Here is a 15435-nt window from a genome sequence, read left to right on the forward strand (position 1 = left end):
ATGTCGCGGCAGCACCCGGGCGGGCACGACACCGCGCAGGAGCGTGCCGGGCAGCACACCGGACAGCGGGGCACCCGACGGAGCGTCGGCACCGTGCTGCGGCAGCTGACGCGCGTCCGTCCGACCGGTCGCGGCGGTGCGCTCGTGGTCGCGGGTGTCGTCCTCGCGGCCGCCGGCGTCGTCCTCGACCTGCCCGACCTGGTCGGGCTCGGGGCAGCGGGAGTCCTGAGCGTGGCCGCCGCCTGCGTCGCACTGGGGTGGCAGCGCCTCGACGCCGGCCGCGGTGCCCTGGACGTCGAGCGGCACATCGAGCCGGACCCCGTCGTCGCCGGCCGGTCGGCGACCACCCGGCTGACCGTGCGCGCACGGGCCCGGACCGGAGCCGCGTACGAGCGCCTGGCACGTCTGCGGCTCTCGGAGCAGGCGGCCCACGAGCTCGCGGGGCCCTCCGGCATCCGGGCACGGGTCCGCACCCACCCGGACCACATCGCGGTCCAGTACTCGCTCGCACCCGCCCGACGAGGACGGTGGCCGCTGGGGCCGGTCCTGACCACCCGGACCGACGTGTTCGGGCTCGCCCGGACCACCCAGCCGCTCGGCGCCGCGACCAGGGTGTCGGTCTGGCCCCGGACCACCGCGCTGCCGGCCCGCACGGCGGCGCTCGGCGACGTCGACCGTGCCGCCGTCGGGGCTCGCCTCGCCTCCAGCGACGACTCGGTGCTGCGGGAGTACGTCCCGGGCGACGATCCCCGCCGGGTCCACTGGGCGGGCTCGGCCCGGCAGGGCCGGCTCATGGTCCGTGCGGACGAGAGCGCCGGCCTGCGACCGGCGACCGTCCTGCTGGACCGCCGGCTCCTGGCCCCGCCTCCGGAGACCCGTCCCGGTGCGCGGCCACCGAGCCGGCCGCAGATCGACGACGGCGAGTGGGCCGTCGAGCTCGCCGCCTCCGTGGCGACGTCGTTCCTCGGCGCGGGGCACCCGACGAGGCTCGTCGCCACCAGCACCGTGCCCACGCGCACCGAGCACGCGTCCGGACGCCGGAGCGGCCACGCCCAGATCCTCGACGCGACGGTCGACCTCGCCGGGCTCCGTGGGGCCGTGGCCGACGAGGCGCTGACCACCACGGTCCGGGCGCTGCGGGCAGACCGGGTGCGTTCGGAGGTCACCGTCGCCGTGCTCGGCCCCCTCGGCGAGGGCCAGCGGCACGCGGTCGCGTCCCTGGGCGCCGACGGCACCTCCTGGGCGCTGCTCCTGGTCCCCCGCGAACCCGGGAGCCGCCACGACGTGGAGCCCACCGTGGACGACCTGCGCGCGGCCGGCTGGCGTGTCACCACCTGTTTCGCGGGCACTCCCGTCGAACGCGTCTGGGCGACGCTGACGGAGCACGTCGCATGATCCCCGCGTACGCGGGCCCGACGGCCCGGCTCGTCGCGGCCACCGCCCTGGTGGCGACGGCGGTGGCGGCCTCGATGTTCGCCCTCACCGCCCTGGTGCTCCCCGGTGACTGGGTACGCACCGGGCTCACCGGCATCGCGCTGGTCGCCGTGGCCACCGGCCTCACCCGCGCCCTGCTCGAGCGCAGGTCTCGGCGGCGCGACCGCCGCGACACCGGCACGGGCTCCGTCGTGCCGACCCTCGTCGGCACCGTCGTCGCCGGTTGGTACGTGCTGGCGCACTACGGCGGCCCCACCTCCCGGCCGGAGCTCCTCGTCGGGCCGGAGAGCCTCGCCCGGGTGGTCGACCGCCTCGGCGACGCGGGCGAGATCATCCGGTCCGAGGTCGCTCCGGTGCCCGGCACGCTGCCGATCACCCTGCTGACGGTGGGCGGGACGCTGGCGGTGCTGCTCCTGGCGGACGCTCTGGCCGGCGGCCTCCACTGGCCGGCCGCCGTGGGGCTCCCGCTGCTCGCCCTGTGGTGCCCTCCGCTGGTGCTCGTCGGCGAGGTGCCGACGGGTGTGTTCGTCGTGGTGGTCACCGCGCTGCTCCTGCTGCTGTCGGTCTCGATCGACGACCGCAGGCCCTCGCGGACCGAGAGGCCCCCCGCCTCCGTACGACGGGCCGAGGGCGCCCGGAGCGTCGCGACGACCGCGGTGGCGCTGGTGGTCGCCCTGACCGCGGGCGTGGTGGCGGCCGCCTCGAGCAACCTGCCCGGCTACGCCGGGGCCTGGTACCAGAGCTTCACCACGACGGGCGACACGATCCAGCTCGCCGAGGACCTCGACGTGCTGAGCAGCCTCACCGAGCGGTCCGACGAGGTGGTGCTGACGTACACCGGGGACGGGGAGGACCTGGGCCCGCTGCGCACGTACACCGCGAGCGCGTTCGACGGCCGGCGCTGGCAGCGCGGCGACGAGCGCGACGGCCAGCCCCTCGCGCCCGACACGCTGCTGTGGCCCACCGACCTCGACACCGGAGCGCTGCAGGAGCGGCAGGACGTGGCCGTCACCGTGGGGTCGTTGCGCGACGACCAGCTTCCCGTCGCCGTCGAGCCGCGCCGCGTCGACGCCGGGGGCACGTGGGGCTACGACCCCTTGCGCGACGAGGTGGTCGGCGACCGCACGGACGTGGGCGACACGTACGCCCTCGGGGTCCGCGCGCGGGACCTCGACCCGGCGCTGCTGCGCGACGCCGGGCCCGGTGTCGTCGAGGACGCCTATCTCACCGTGCCCGACTCGGAGCACGCGCAGGACGTGGTGGAGATCGCCACCGAGGTGACCGCCGACGCCGACAACGCCTACGACCAGGCCGTCGCCCTGCAGCAGTGGCTGCGCGACCCGGCCACCTTCACCTACTCCACCCAGCTCCCCCGCGGCGGCACCGGCGACCCCGTGTGGGACTTCCTGCAGCACCGCACCGGCTACTGCGTGCAGTTCGCGACGACCATGTCGGTGATGGCCCGCACCCTGGGCATCCCTACGCGGCTGGGCGTCGGGTTCCTGCCCGGCGACCCCGACGATGACCCGGCGACGGGCGAGGCGCGCTGGGAGGTGACCGGACAGGAGTCGCACGCGTGGCCCGAGCTGTACTTCGAGGGCGTCGGGTGGGTCCGGTTCGAGCCGACTCCCGCCACGCAGACGGGAGCCGCGCCCGAGTACACCACGGCGACCACCGACGCGCCGGCCCCCGCCCCGGACCCGCAGGAGGTCCCACCACCCGCGGCCGAGCGGCCGGACCCCGTCGAGACCGACCCCGCCCCGGCCGAGCCGGACGTCGCGGTGTCGTCGGAGCCGGAGTCCTCCTGGTCACCGTGGGCTGGGGTCGCCCTCGGCGGTGCGGTCGTGGCGGCGGCAGCCGCCGGCCTGCTCCTCTGGTGGCGGCGCCGCCGTGACCCCGGGCCGGTCGACGCCGAGAGCGCGTGGCGTCGGGTGATCACCGCACTCGACCGCGACGGCGTGACTCTCCCCGCACCGACGACTCCTCGGCAGGCAGCTCAGGCGGTGATCGACGCCGTCGAGCGAGCGCACGGCCGGGCACCGACGCGGGTGCGCGACGACCTGGAGACCCTGGCGCTGGCGGTCGAGCGGACCCGGTACGCAGCGCCTGCCGAGCAGGCCGACGATGCGGACGATGCTGACGAGGACGGACCGGACCTGGCCGAGGTCGCGGCGCGGGTGAGCGAGCGGCTGACGAACCGCGGGTGAGCGAGCGGCCGACGGGGCTGACGAGCCGGAGCCGCCGTGGGCCCCCGGGGGGGCGGTCCGGGAGACGTCGTGTGTGGATGCGGGTGTGCGGGCGTGGGTCGAGCGCCGTCAGCGACCCTGCTCGCGTCGTCGGTCCCACCGCTCCTCGAGCCGCGCCAGGAGCCCTGGCCCCTTGGCGGACGGTCCCTTGGCGGACGTCGACCCCGACCGCCGGCCACCGGCGGAGGCCTTCCCGGAACCGGTCGGCGGGTGGACCGTGCCGTCGGCGTCGACGACACCCTGGGGGCCCTGCTTGCGCGGAGCCGAGAAAGCGTAGACCACGCCCGCGAACATCAGGACGAATCCCGCGACACCGAGCAGCGTCAGCGAGGACGCCACGCCGATGACCAGGAGCACCAGTCCCAGCACCACGCACAGCCCGGCGAGGACGTAGCGCAGCGGGGAACGTCGGCTGGACCGCTGAAGCGTCGTGGCCAGCCGGGGGTCGTCGCTCTCCAGCGCGCGCTCCATCTGCTCCAGCACGCGCTGCTCGTACTCGGACAGAGGCATCGGGCCCCCCGATCTCGCTGTAGTTTCGTGGCCTGCCCCTAGGATATGCCTGCTGAGCCCCGGACGGTAGTCGACGGGGCGCCCAGCGCGATCACCGCCGAGCCGAACCTCTCCCGGACGGCGTCCACCGCGAGCTCCGCGTCGCGGCGGGACCCCCCGGGCGTCTCCTCCTCCTCGAAGAGCGTGGGCTGCAAGCTGGTCCGGGCACGGTCCCGGAGGTTCTCCCCCCGGACCCCGACGAGCCGCACCGGCAGGCCCTGCAGGTCGACCGCGACGAGCAGCTCGCGCGCGACGGCGTAGAGCTCCTGCGCCACGTCGGTCGGCACCTCCAGCGTGCGCGACCGAGACATGGTGCGGAAGTCGCTGGTGCGGACCTTCAGCGCGACCGTGCGGGCGACGACGCCCTGGTGCCGCAGCCGGCCGGCCACCCGGTCGCAGAGCTCCCGCAACCGGCGAGCCACCTCGTCGAGGTCGCGCACGTCCTGCCCGAAGGTCGACTCCGCGCCGATGCTGCGCTCGGCACGCCCCGCCACCACCGGGCGCGGGTCTCTCCCCCACGCGAGATCGTGCAGGTGCGCGCCGCTGACCCTCCCGACCGCTGCCTGCAGGACGTCCAGGTCGGTGTCGGCGAGCTCCGCCACGGTCGTGATCCCCCACCGTGCGAGCACCTGCTCCGTCTTGTCCCCGACGCCCCACAGCGCACCGACCGGCAGGGCACGCAGGAACTCCTCCGTCGCCGCGGCCGGCACGAGCAGCATCCCGTCCGGCTTGGCGTGCGTCGACGCCAGCTTGGCCACCAGCTTGTTCCGCCCCACGCCGACGGAGCAGGTGATGCCGTGCTCGGCGCGGACCCGTTCACGCAGCGCCGCCCCGATCCGCGTCGGCAGCCCGAGCCTGCGCCGGGCGCCCGCCACGTCGAGGAAGGCCTCGTCGACCGACACCTGCTCGACGACCGCCGTCACGTCGCCCAGGATCGCCATGACCGACCGCGACACGTCCCGGTAGAGGCGATGGTCGGGCGGCACGACGATCGCCTGCGGGCAGCGCCGCAGTGCATGGGTCATCGACATCGCCGACCGGACGCCGTAGGCGCGCGCCTCGTAGGTGGCCGCCAGCACCACCCCTCGTTCCCGACCGCCGACGATCACCGGCCGGCCTCGCAGCTCGGGACGACGCGCCAGCTCCACCGAGGCGAAGAACGCGTCCATGTCGACGTGCAGGACGGACGCTCCGTCCTCGTCGTGCCCCCAGTCGCGGCGTACGGCCGTCGACCGCGGCCCGCGGCTCACGACGCCGCCGTCGCGGCGCCCCGGCCGGACAGCGCGAAGCCGGCACCCGGGTCCACCCGCAGACCGACCTCGTCGCGGAAGTCCTCCGCGCACGCCAGCAGCTCGTCCGCACGGGCCGGGGGGACGTCGTCGCCGAAGCCCGCGTCCACCGCCGCACGCAGCCGCGCCCCCGAGGCGAAGTACACGCTCCAGGCGGCCAGCTCCGGCTCGACCCGGGTCAGCAGCTCCCACACCGCCCGCGCGCGACCGCGCGGGGCGTCGCCGTGGAGCGCCACGACCGCCGCCGCCGAACGCAGCGCAGCGAGGTGCGCATGGACGAACCGCTCCCCCGGGTCGGCGGCCAGCACCGCCGCCGCGAGCTCCGCGTCCGCCCGCGCCAGCAGGTCGTCCACGCGGCGGGACACCGGGACACCACCTCGTGCGGTCATCGTGCACCTCCTGACCCTGCCGGGGACCATCCCTCGACAGCATCTTCGAACGCCTGTTCGATCATGTCAAGGCCTCGCCCGTCTGTCCTGGCGGGCGCGAGAGACTGTCCTCATGGCCAGACGCTCCCGTCCCCGTCCGGACCGATCGTCCCGCGCGGCACCGACAGTCCCCACCGCACCGGTGCCGATAGACACCGGCACGGCGCACGTCGAGCAGGACCCCGACCATCCGGCACGGATGACCCTGCACGTCAACGGCGTGCCGAGCTCCTGCCTGGACCTCGCGGACCCCGGTTTCCTCGCCTTCGAGTACCTCCAGCAGATGGCCGCGGTGATCGACCTGCTGCCGCCCGGGCCGGTGCGCGCGCTCCACCTGGGCGCCGCGGGCTGCGCGCTGCCGCGCCAGGTGGAGCACGCCCGCCCGGGGTCTCGGCAGCTCGGCGTCGACATCGACGCGCGCCTCCTGACCCTCGTGCGCGACTGGTTCGACCTGCCCCGGTCACCCCGCCTGCGGCTGCGGGCCGAGGACGCCGGCCACGCGCTCGCCGGGCTCCCGGCGGCGTCCTTCGACGTCGTCGTCCGCGACGTGTTCGACGGCGACCGGACACCCGACCACCTCGTGGGAGCGGAGTTCGCCGCTGCCGCCCACCGCGTGCTACGTCCGGGCGGGGTGCTGCTCGCCAACTGCGCCGACCGGCCGCCGCTGCACCTGGCCCGCCGGGAGACGGCGGCTCTCGCCGACGCCTTCGGGACGGAGAGCGCCCGCACCGGCCGACTCGGCCTCGTCGCCGAGCCCGCCGTCCTCAAGGGCCGCCGGTACGGCAACGTGGTGCTGGCGGCCGTCCGCGCTCCCACCGACGACCCCGCCGGCCGCACGGGCGACCCGGCCGTCGTCGACCTGCGCGACGCAGGCCTCGCCCGCGACCTGCGCAGCCTGCCCGTCCCCGCACGGCTGCTCGTCGCCGACGAGGTCACCCGGTTCGCCCACCTGTCTTCCTGACGACGCCCGCGCCGGGGCCGTGCAGGCGGCGGGCCGCGGCCGACGCGGCAGCGGCTGGCCCGCGCCGTCGAGGCCCGGACGCCGCGAGGGCCGCCGCCCCGGTCCGGGGCGGCGGCCCTCGCGGGACGTCCAGCGGTCAGAGCGGGACGACCTGCTCCGCCTGCGGGCCCTTCGGCCCCTGCGTGATCTCGAACTCCACCCGCTGGGCCTCGTCGAGCGTGCGGTACCCCTGCGTCTGGATCGCCGAGTAGTGGACGAAGACGTCGGCCCCGCCGCCGTCCTGGGCGATGAACCCGTAGCCCTTCTCGGAGTTGAACCACTTCACAGAACCCTGCGCCATGCTGATCCTTCGACCTTCCGTCCGATGCACGGGTGCACCGGACGGGCACCCGCCGCCACCCCTGCCCGGGGTGCCGGCCCGTACGCCGGTGAGCAGGTGCGACGCCCGTCAGTGTGGCACGGACCACTCCGATCTGCACGGAGGACGTGGGCGGACGTCAGCCCTCGTCGCGCTGGGCCAGGAACCGCTCGAACTCCGCACCCAGCTCGTCGGCCGTCGGCAGCGCCGCATCCTCCGCGAGCAGGTTCGTCCGGCCGACCGATCGCGTGAAGGCGTCGTACTGCTCTTCGAGCTGGTGCACGACGGCAGCCACCTCGTCGTTCTGGGCCACCAGCTCGGCGACCTCCACCTGTGCCTCGGCGGCGGCCTCCGCCAGCCCGTCGGTGCCGAGCGCGAGGCCCGTCGCCTTCTCCACGTGCTGCAGCGCGACCACGGCGGCCGGCACGTACCTCGACTGCGCGAGGTAGTGCGGTACGTGCACGGTGACGCCCAGCGCGTCGTGCTCGGTCTGCCCGAGCCGCAGCTCCAGGAGCGCGCCGAGCGAACCGGGCACGCGCACCCGGCCGAAGAACGACGTGTAGTCCTCGACGAGGCCCTCGCGCGTGCCGTGCGCCGTCAACGACAGCGGACGGGTGTGCGGCACCCCCATCGGGATGCCGTGGACGCCGACGGTCAGGGACACGTCGAAACGCTCCACGAGCTCACGCACGGCGGCCGCGACACGCTCCCACTGCAGGTCGGGCTCGACACCGTGCAGCAGCAGGAACCCCGCGCCCTCGTCGTCGGTGAGGTGGTCCACGACGAGCGACGGCTCGTCGTACTCGGTCCAGCGGTCGGCGTCGAACGTCATCGGCGGCCGTCGCGAGCGGTAGTCGACGAGCCGGTCGACGTCGAACGTGACCAGACGGGTGACCGCGAAGCGCTCCAGGAGGTGCTCGACGGCCACCTCGCCCGCCGCCCCCGCGTCGACGAACCCGCGCAGCGCGTGGACGAGCACCGGTCCGGTCTGGGACGTCCCTGCGGACGCCGTGGACGTGCCGTCGCCCAGCGTCCGTGCGAACGCCTGGTCGTCGACCTCGTAGATCCCCTGCGGGTCCAGCACCGCGCCTCCTCCTCTCGACCACGGTGACGCAGCAGCGCCACTCATGAGGGTCAACCCGACGGTGCCGTCGGATCTTCCCGCGAGGTCAGTGACGCGGCAGCCGGACCACCGAGACGAAGAACTCGTCGATCTGCTGCACGACGTCGATGAACCGCTCGAAGTCCACGGGCTTGGTCACGTAGGCGTTGGCGTGCAGCGTGTACGAGCGCAGCACGTCCTCCTCGGCCTCGGACGTGGTGAGCACGACCACCGGGATGTGCTTGAGGACCGGGTCCTCCTTGACGAGGGCGAGCACCTCACGGCCGTCCATGCGAGGCAGGTTCAGGTCGAGCAGGACGAGGTCCGGACGGGGTGCGTCGGCGTGGTCGCCCTCGCGACGCAGGAACTCCATCGCGCTCACGCCGTCGGACACCACCGACAACCGGTTCGCGACCTTGTGCTCAGCGAACGCCTCGCGCGTCATGAGGACGTCACCCGGGTCGTCCTCGACGAGGAGGACCTCGATACCGACCTGCTGCTCCGTCATCCCGCCACCCTATGCGGACCCGGGAGCGTCCAGCGGATCGTGGTGCCCTGCGTGGCGCCGGTGTCGATCCACACCCGGCCGCCGTGGTGCTCCACGACCCTCTTGACGAGGGCGAGGCCGATCCCGGTGCCGCTGTACACCTCCTTGGGGTGCAGGCGCTGGAAGATGACGAAGACCCGCTCGGCGTACTGCGGGTCGATGCCGATGCCGTTGTCACGGCAGGACAGCTCCCACCCGGTGCCGTCGGCGGCCGGCGCCGCCGAGACGTGCACCCGTGGGGGGCGGTCGGGGTGCCGGAACTTCAAGGCGTTGCCGACGACGTTGCGCAGCAGCAGCTGGAGCAGCCCCCGCTCCCCGCGGACGACCGGCAGCGGGTCATGGGTGACCTCGGCGGCATGCTCCTCGATACGCTCCGAGAGGTCCGCGAGCACCTGGTCCATCAGCACCTCGAGGTCGACGTCCTCCGGGGGCGCCCCGGACCTGCCCACGCGGGAGAAGCTCAGCAGGTCCTGGATGAGGCGCTGCATGCGGTGCGCCCCGTCCACGGCGAAGGCGATGTACTGGTCGGCTCGTTCGTCGAGCTGGTCCCCGTAGCGCTTCTGCAGCAGTTGCGTGAAGCTGGCGACCTTGCGCAGCGGTTCCTGCAGGTCGTGCGAGGCGACGTAGGCGAACTGCTCCAGGTCGCGGTTCGAGCGCTCGAGCTCCTGGGCCTGTTCCTGAAGCCGCGCCTGCGCGTCCTCGGCCTCGGCGTGCGCCGCCAGCGCCTCGGCCACCTGCTGGACCAGCTCGCGGCGCATGTCCTCGACGTCGCGGCTCAGCGCGGCGACCTCGCCGGTGCCGACCCGGGGGATCTCGTGAGAGTGCTCCCCCGTGCTGGCCTTGCGCACCTCGGCCGCGAGGGTCCCGAGCGGCGCCGTCACGCCGCGCTGGAGCGCCTGCCAGACCATCCAGCCGAGCACCACCGCGACGACGCCGAGCACGCCCACGACGACCAGCACCACCTCGTTCCAGCGGCGGGCGAGCTCGATGGCCTCCGGGTCCGCCTCGGTGGTCAGCAGCCGCAACGACACCAGGATCGCGACGAACGCCACCACGAGAACCAGCAGCAGCACCAGGCCGGCGCCCCGCAGCAGGCGACGCAGGCCGTGCAGCACCGACGGCGCCGCGTTCACGGGCGCGCCCACTCCGCCGAGTCGGCGAGGGTGGAGGACCGCTCCCCGACCACCTCGTCCGCACCCGTCCATCCGACGACGAGCACGGCGGCGTCGTCGACGAGCGGGCCGCCGTGCACCGCCCGGACCCGGCGCAGTACTCGTTCCACCACACCGACGAAGCCCGACTCGTCGAGCTCCTGCTGCACGAGGTCGCGCAGCCCGTCCACCCCGACCCGGCGGGCACCTCGCCGACCTCTCTCCTGCGGCGGCGACCCCGCTCCCTCCGCGACGGAGGCCTCCACCAGCCCGTCGGTGTACATCAGCACCGCGAACGGACCGTCGACCTCCACGCGCTGCGGCGTCCAGCCGCCGTCCACCGGGACGCCGAGCGCCCGTCCGCGGGCCGTCGGCACGACGTCGTCGCACCGGACGTCGCCGACCGGACCCGTCAGGAGCATCGGCGCCGGGTGGCCCGCCAGGTAGACGTCGACACCGCGTCGGTCAGCAGCGACAGCCACCTGGCACAGGGTCACGAACGTCTCCGGGCGGGGTCGCTCGGTCACCAGGACGCGCTCGAGGTGGCCGAGCACGTCGGCGGGCGGGGTCCCCGTCAGGACGAGCGTGCGCCAGGCGGTGCGCAGCGTCGCGCCCAGGGCCGCCTCGTCCGGTCCGTGGCCGGCCACGTCCCCGATCATGGACAGCACCGTGCCGTCGGCCGTCTCGACGGAGTCGAAGAAGTCGCCGCCGAGCAGCCCGTTGCCCCCGGGGAGATAACCGACCATCACCGAGACCGTCGTGTCCTCGACGAGCGGCTTGGGCAGCAGCGCACGCTCCAGCCGTGCGGTCTCGGCCGCCCGCACCTCGCTGCGGTACAGCGCCCGCTGCTGGGCGGCCGACCGGCGGCGCTGGAGCGCGTAGCGCAAGGACCGCCCGAGCAGGTCGGCACCCGTCTCGCCCTTGACGAGGTAGTCGTCGGCGCCCGCGGCCACGGCCCGGACGCCCTGGTCGATGCCGGCGTGGCCCGTCAGCACGACGAGGGCCGGCGGGACGGGGTGCCGCTCGGTCGAACGGCGCAGCTGCTCGACCGCGTCGAGGCCGACGGCGTCCGGCAGGCCCAGGTCCACGACCAGGCAGTCCACGCGCCCCTGGTCCAGCTCCTCGGCCGCCTCGGCGACCGACGTCGCGCGGCGCACCTCGATCTCGACCTCGGCGTCCGCGAGCAGCTCCGTGACGAGGAGGGCGTCTCCGTCGTCGTCCTCCACGAGCAGCACGACCGCCGGCTCCGCCGACTCACCGTCCCCGGACCCGGCGCGTCCCCCGTCGCCGCTGATCATGACCGCGATCCTATGCCGTCGCCACCGCCCGCGTCATCGCCACCGGGGTCCGGCGCGTCGCCGACCGACCGTGCGGGTCGGCGCGCCGGGCCGCGCACTCGTGGAATGATGGTCGGCCGCACATCCGAGGAGCACCAGGAGGACGCGTGGCAGGCAGGCGCGAGGAGCTGGCACGCGAGCAGGCGGTCGTCACGAGGCTGTACGCCCGCCTCGACGAGCTGCGCGCCACCGCGCGCGAACGGCTCGCCGAGGTACGGCGGGTGGGGCCGTCGGGGTCGCCGCAGAACCGCAGCGAACGGGACGCCTTCGCGACCCTCTACGCGGACCGCGCCGCCCAGCTCGACGCCGTCGAGGACCGGCTCGCCTTCGGGCGGCTGGACCTCGACGACGGCGAGGTCCGCTACGTCGGTCGTCTCGGCCTGACGGACGACGAGCACCGCACGCTGCTCACCGACTGGCGGGCGCCCGCGGCCCAGGCGTTCTACCGGGCGACGGCGATGCACCCGGACGGTGTGCGCCGTCGGCGGCACGTGGTCACCTCGGCACGGACCGTCACCGGCGTCGAGGACGAGGTGCTCGACCTCGATGCCGTGACCGACGGGCTCGACGCCTCTTCCCTCTCCGGCGAGGGGGCCCTGCTCGCCTCCCTGGCCACCCGGCGCACCGGCCGGATGGCCGACATCGTCGCGACCATCCAGGGCGAGCAGGACCGGATCGTGCGTGACGACCTCGGCGGCGCCCTGGTCGTCCAGGGCGGGCCGGGCACCGGCAAGACCGCCGTCGCGCTGCACCGTGCGGCCTACCTGCTCTACGCCCACCGCCGGGTCCTCGAACGGTCGGGGGTGCTCCTCGTCGGCCCCAGCCGCGCGTTCCTGCGCTACATCGACCAGGTCCTGCCCTCCCTCGGGGAGACCGGCGTCGTCTCCACGACCGTCGGCGAGCTGCTGCCGGGGGTGCGCGCGGACGGAGTCGACGACGGCCCGGTGGCCGAGATCAAGGGGCGGCTGCTGTGGCGCACGGCGGTCCGGCGTGCCGTGCGGGCTCGCGAACGGGTGCCGGCCCAGGACGTCCCCGTCCGGGTCGACGGCGTCGACCTGACGATCCGGCGGCGGGACGTGCGCGAGGCGATCTCCCGGGCCCGGCGCACGCACAAGCCGCACAACGAGGCACGGGCGACGTTCGTGCGCGAGATCCTCGCACGCCTGGTCGACCAGTACCGCGAGCGCACCGACTCCGAGCTGTCCGAGCACGACGTCGCGGTGCTCCAGGGGGACCTGCGCGGCGAGCGCGACGTGCGGGTCGCCGTGAACCTCGCCTGGTTCCCCCTCTCGCCCGAGAAGCTCGTCGCCGACCTGTGGGCCAAGCCCCACCGGCTCGCCGAGGCGGCGCCGGAGCTGAGCGCCGCCGAGCGGCGGCTCCTGCGGCGCTCGCCCGACGCCGCGTGGACGGAGTCCGACGTCCCGATCCTCGACGAGGCGGCCGAGCTGCTCGGGGTCGACGACTCCGTGGCCCGTGCGGAGCACCGCGCCGCGGAGGCGCAGCGTGCCGCCGAGGTCGAGTACGCCCGGTCGGTGCTCGAGTCCACGGGCGCGGGCGGGGGGCTCGTCGACGCGCAGACGCTCGCCGACCGGTTCGCGCCGAGCGGGCCGGTGCTGACGACCGCCGAACGAGCCGCGGCGGACCGCTCCTGGACCTACGGGCACGTCGTCGTCGACGAGGCGCAGGAGCTGAGCCCGATGGCGTGGCACGCGATCGTGCGGCGCGTGCCGACCCGCTCCCTGACCATCGTCGGCGACGTCGCCCAGACGTCGTCCGCGGCCGGCGCCGGGTGCTGGCCCGACGCCCTCGACCCGGTCCTGCGCGACGGCTGGCGCCTCAGCGAGCTGACGGTCAGCTACCGGACGCCCGCGGCGGTGGCGGACGCCGCCCAACGGGTCGCCACGGCGGCAGGCCTGCCCGTCTCGCCGCTCACGGCGGCGCGGGACGTCCCCGGCGCGCTGCGGCTCGAACGCACCGACGACCCCCTCGGCCGCGCGGCCACCTGGGCGGCCGACCTCGCCCAGGAGCACGTCGCCCCGGACGGCTCCGGGCGCGTGGCGATCATCGCCGCCGGGGACGACGTCGCGAAGCTGCGCGAGCAGGTGCGCGGCTCGCTCGCCGACACCCTCGGCCCGCCCGAGGCCTCGCGGCTCGAGGCGCAGCGCGCAGAGGACGCCCAGGTCGTGGTGACTTCTCCGCGCGAGGCGAAGGGGCTGGAGTACGACGCCGTCGTGCTCGTCGAGCCGGCGGACGTCGCCGACGGCCCCGGCCGGTGGGGGGACCTGTACGTGGCCATGACGCGGCCGACGCAGGCCCTGGTGGTGGTGCACTCCCGCGAGCTGCCCGACGGTCTGGTGCACGAGGGGTGAGACGGGTTTGTGGGGCGGGGCGCGGTGGCGCACCATAGGTCCGTGCTGCGCGCCCTCCTCCTCGAGAACGTCCATCCTGCTGCCGTCGAGATCCTCCGTGATGCGGGGATCGAGGTCGAGACACGCTCCGGCGCGCTCGACGAGGCCGAGCTGATCGAGACGCTCGCCGACTTCCAGATCCTCGGCATCCGCTCCAAGACCCAGGTCACCCGCCACGTCCTGGAGTCCGTCCCGGGCCTGCTGGCCGTGGGCACGTTCTCCATCGGGACGAACCAGATCGACCTCGACGCGGCCGCCTCCCGCGGCGTCGCGGTGTTCAACGCACCGTTCTCCAACACCCGCTCCGTCGTCGAGCTCGCCGTGGCGGAGATCATCGCCCTGACCCGGCGCCTGACGGTGCGCGACAAGGCGCTGCACGACGGCGTCTGGGACAAGACCGCCGACGGCTCCCACGAGGTGCGCGGCCGCACGCTCGGCATCATCGGCTACGGCAACATCGGCTCGCAGCTCTCGGTGCTCGCCGAGAACCTGGGGATGAAGGTCGTCTTCTTCGACGCCGCCGAGAAGCTGGCCCTGGGCAACGCGCGCCGCGTCGAGACGCTGGACGAGCTCCTCGAGGTCGCCGACGCCGTGACGATCCACGTCGACGGCCGTGCCGGCAACGCCGGCATGTTCACCGGGGACATGTTCGCCCGGATGAAGCCCGGAGCCATCTTCCTCAACCTTTCGCGCGGATTCGTCGTGGACCTCGAGTCGCTGCGCGAGCACATCCTGTCCGGCCACCTCGCCGGGGCGGCCGTCGACGTCTTCCCGGCCGAGCCGAAGAAGCGGGGCGACCACTTCGACTCCCCGCTGCGCGGACTCGACAACGTCGTGCTGACCCCGCACGTCGGCGGATCGACCCTGGAGGCCCAGGAGTCGATCGGCTACTTCGTGGCGAAGAAGCTGCGCGACTACTTCCTGACCGGGTCGACGACGCTGTCCGTCAACCTTCCCAACCTGCAGCTGGAGCACACCGGCGTCGGGCGCATCGCCCTGCTGCACCGCAACGTCCCGGGCGTCCTGGCCGCCGTCAACCAGGTCTTCGCCGACCATGGCGCCAACATCGAGGCGCAGATGCTCGCTACCCGCGGCGACCTCGGCTACGTCGTCACGGACATCTCGGACGTCACCCAGCGCGGCGCGTCCAAGAAGCTCATGGCGATGGACACCACGGTCCGGCTCCGGATCCGGGACGCCTTCGACCGCCCGGAGTTCCCGCCCGGCCCGGCGGCCGGCTGACCGGCGCACGCCGATCACGACGCCACGAAGGGGGCCGGCACCACGATGGTGCCGGCCCCCTTCGTCGTGACGTGCCCTTCGTCGTGACGTGCCCTTCGTCGTGACGTGAACGTCACGTCGCTCGCGTCAGCCGGACTTCCGCCGGAACATCGGCTGGACAGGTCCGGAGGTCTCCGAGCCGTGCACCGACCCGGTGTTCCGCCCGGACTCCGTGGTCGGGTGGTGCGCGGCGTTCTTCTTCTCAAGCGCCGCCTTGAACCGTGCCTTGGCCTCGTCACCCGGCGCGGTCGCTCTCTTGTCATCGCTCATGGGACCAGCATGCCCCGCGCGGGGCTCCGTGGCGAGGGGAATTCGTGCAGCGTCGCGCGGGAGACCGACGACTC

At 74.5% G+C, this 15435-nt stretch carries 14 protein-coding genes; 5 read left to right on the forward strand and 9 right to left on the reverse strand.

Annotated elements, in window-relative coordinates; translation table 11 throughout:
- A complete protein-coding gene (locus tag AC3RJ8_RS10450; protein ID WP_489712570.1) occupies positions 1–1395 on the forward strand; it encodes a DUF58 domain-containing protein in 1395 nt (464 codons plus the stop codon).
- Positions 1392–3641 (forward strand): transglutaminase TgpA family protein, encoded by a 2250-nt coding sequence (locus AC3RJ8_RS10455; protein ID WP_489712571.1) that lies wholly within the window; start codon positions 1392–1394, stop codon positions 3639–3641. The genes AC3RJ8_RS10450 and AC3RJ8_RS10455 overlap by 4 nt, the downstream gene beginning before the upstream one ends.
- Before the next feature lie 108 nt (positions 3642–3749).
- Here AC3RJ8_RS10455 and AC3RJ8_RS10460 read toward each other — a convergent pair whose 3' ends face one another.
- Genes AC3RJ8_RS10460 through AC3RJ8_RS10470 form a run of 3 tightly spaced genes read right to left on the reverse strand, consistent with a single transcriptional unit; the run spans position 3750 to position 5907 of the window.
- Entirely contained in the window at positions 3750–4190 is a 441-nt protein-coding gene (locus AC3RJ8_RS10460; protein ID WP_489712572.1) for a DUF3040 domain-containing protein, read from the reverse strand.
- A gap of 38 nt (positions 4191–4228) precedes the next feature.
- Entirely contained in the window at positions 4229–5479 is a 1251-nt protein-coding gene (locus tag AC3RJ8_RS10465; protein WP_489712573.1) for a DNA polymerase IV, read from the reverse strand.
- The gene (locus tag AC3RJ8_RS10470; protein WP_489712574.1) at positions 5476–5907 is read right to left on the reverse strand and encodes an SAV_6107 family HEPN domain-containing protein; all 432 of its coding nucleotides are present in this window, start codon (positions 5905–5907) and stop codon (positions 5476–5478) included. Before AC3RJ8_RS10470 ends, AC3RJ8_RS10465 begins: the two co-directional genes overlap by 4 nt.
- A 181-nt stretch (positions 5908–6088) precedes the next feature.
- Between AC3RJ8_RS10470 and AC3RJ8_RS10475 the strand changes: the two genes are divergently transcribed.
- Positions 6089–6907 carry a spermidine synthase gene (locus AC3RJ8_RS10475; RefSeq protein ID WP_489712575.1) on the forward strand — a complete coding sequence of 273 codons (819 nt, stop codon included), beginning with the start codon at positions 6089–6091 and terminating at the stop codon, positions 6905–6907.
- A 136-nt stretch (positions 6908–7043) separates the two neighbouring features.
- On the opposite strand, the gene AC3RJ8_RS10480 is transcribed toward AC3RJ8_RS10475, so the two are convergent.
- The 5 genes from AC3RJ8_RS10480 to AC3RJ8_RS10500 form a co-directional block, all read right to left on the reverse strand.
- Positions 7044–7247, reverse strand: a complete 204-nt coding sequence (locus AC3RJ8_RS10480) for a cold-shock protein (protein WP_106267998.1) — start codon at positions 7245–7247, stop codon at positions 7044–7046.
- A 157-nt stretch (positions 7248–7404) separates the two neighbouring features.
- A complete protein-coding gene (locus tag AC3RJ8_RS10485; protein ID WP_489712576.1) occupies positions 7405–8349 on the reverse strand; it encodes a PAC2 family protein in 945 nt (314 codons plus the stop codon).
- An 85-nt stretch (positions 8350–8434) separates the two neighbouring features.
- Positions 8435–8875, reverse strand: a complete 441-nt coding sequence (locus AC3RJ8_RS10490; protein WP_407318222.1) for a response regulator — start codon at positions 8873–8875, stop codon at positions 8435–8437.
- Positions 8872–10047: a sensor histidine kinase gene (locus tag AC3RJ8_RS10495; protein WP_489712577.1), complete on the reverse strand. Its 1176-nt coding sequence runs from the start codon at positions 10045–10047 to the stop codon at positions 8872–8874. The genes AC3RJ8_RS10490 and AC3RJ8_RS10495 overlap by 4 nt, the downstream gene beginning before the upstream one ends.
- Entirely contained in the window at positions 10044–11363 is a 1320-nt protein-coding gene (locus AC3RJ8_RS10500; RefSeq protein ID WP_489712578.1) for a PP2C family protein-serine/threonine phosphatase, read from the reverse strand. The genes AC3RJ8_RS10495 and AC3RJ8_RS10500 overlap by 4 nt, the downstream gene beginning before the upstream one ends.
- 146 nt (positions 11364–11509) lie before the next feature.
- Here AC3RJ8_RS10500 and AC3RJ8_RS10505 point away from each other — a divergent pair, with 146 nt between their 5' ends.
- Together AC3RJ8_RS10505 and serA are read left to right on the forward strand one after the other, a co-directional pair.
- Positions 11510–13771 carry a HelD family protein gene (locus AC3RJ8_RS10505; protein ID WP_489712579.1) on the forward strand — a complete coding sequence of 754 codons (2262 nt, stop codon included), beginning with the start codon at positions 11510–11512 and terminating at the stop codon, positions 13769–13771.
- Positions 13772–13813: 42 nt separating this feature from the next.
- Positions 13814–15052, forward strand: coding sequence for a phosphoglycerate dehydrogenase (gene serA / locus AC3RJ8_RS10510; protein ID WP_489712580.1), 1239 nt, complete (start codon positions 13814–13816; stop codon positions 15050–15052).
- A gap of 126 nt (positions 15053–15178) precedes the next feature.
- Here serA and AC3RJ8_RS10515 read toward each other — a convergent pair whose 3' ends face one another.
- Positions 15179–15361: a DUF5302 domain-containing protein gene (locus AC3RJ8_RS10515; protein ID WP_489712581.1), complete on the reverse strand. Its 183-nt coding sequence runs from the start codon at positions 15359–15361 to the stop codon at positions 15179–15181.
- Positions 15362–15435 lie beyond the last annotated feature (74 nt).

Source organism: Isoptericola sp. MSGPD8_1_ISO-PGPR-S23-394 (genome assembly GCF_058072785.1).

Excerpts from the sequence above, each read along its gene's own strand:
- AC3RJ8_RS10460 (WP_489712572.1), bottom strand. The coding sequence starts at position 4,190 with ATGCCTCTGTCCGAGTACGAGCAGCGCGTGCTGGAGCAGATGGAGCGC.
- AC3RJ8_RS10470 (WP_489712574.1), bottom strand. The coding sequence starts at position 5,907 with ATGACCGCACGAGGTGGTGTCCCGGTGTCCCGCCGCGTGGACGACCTG.
- AC3RJ8_RS10455 (WP_489712571.1), top strand. The coding sequence starts at position 1,392 with ATGATCCCCGCGTACGCGGGCCCGACGGCCCGGCTCGTCGCGGCCACC.
- AC3RJ8_RS10450 (WP_489712570.1), top strand. The coding sequence starts at position 1 with ATGTCGCGGCAGCACCCGGGCGGGCACGACACCGCGCAGGAGCGTGCC.
- AC3RJ8_RS10500 (WP_489712578.1), bottom strand. The coding sequence starts at position 11,363 with ATGATCAGCGGCGACGGGGGACGCGCCGGGTCCGGGGACGGTGAGTCG.
- AC3RJ8_RS10490 (WP_407318222.1), bottom strand. The coding sequence starts at position 8,875 with ATGACGGAGCAGCAGGTCGGTATCGAGGTCCTCCTCGTCGAGGACGAC.
- AC3RJ8_RS10480 (WP_106267998.1), bottom strand. The coding sequence starts at position 7,247 with ATGGCGCAGGGTTCTGTGAAGTGGTTCAACTCCGAGAAGGGCTACGGG.
- AC3RJ8_RS10515 (WP_489712581.1), bottom strand. The coding sequence starts at position 15,361 with ATGAGCGATGACAAGAGAGCGACCGCGCCGGGTGACGAGGCCAAGGCA.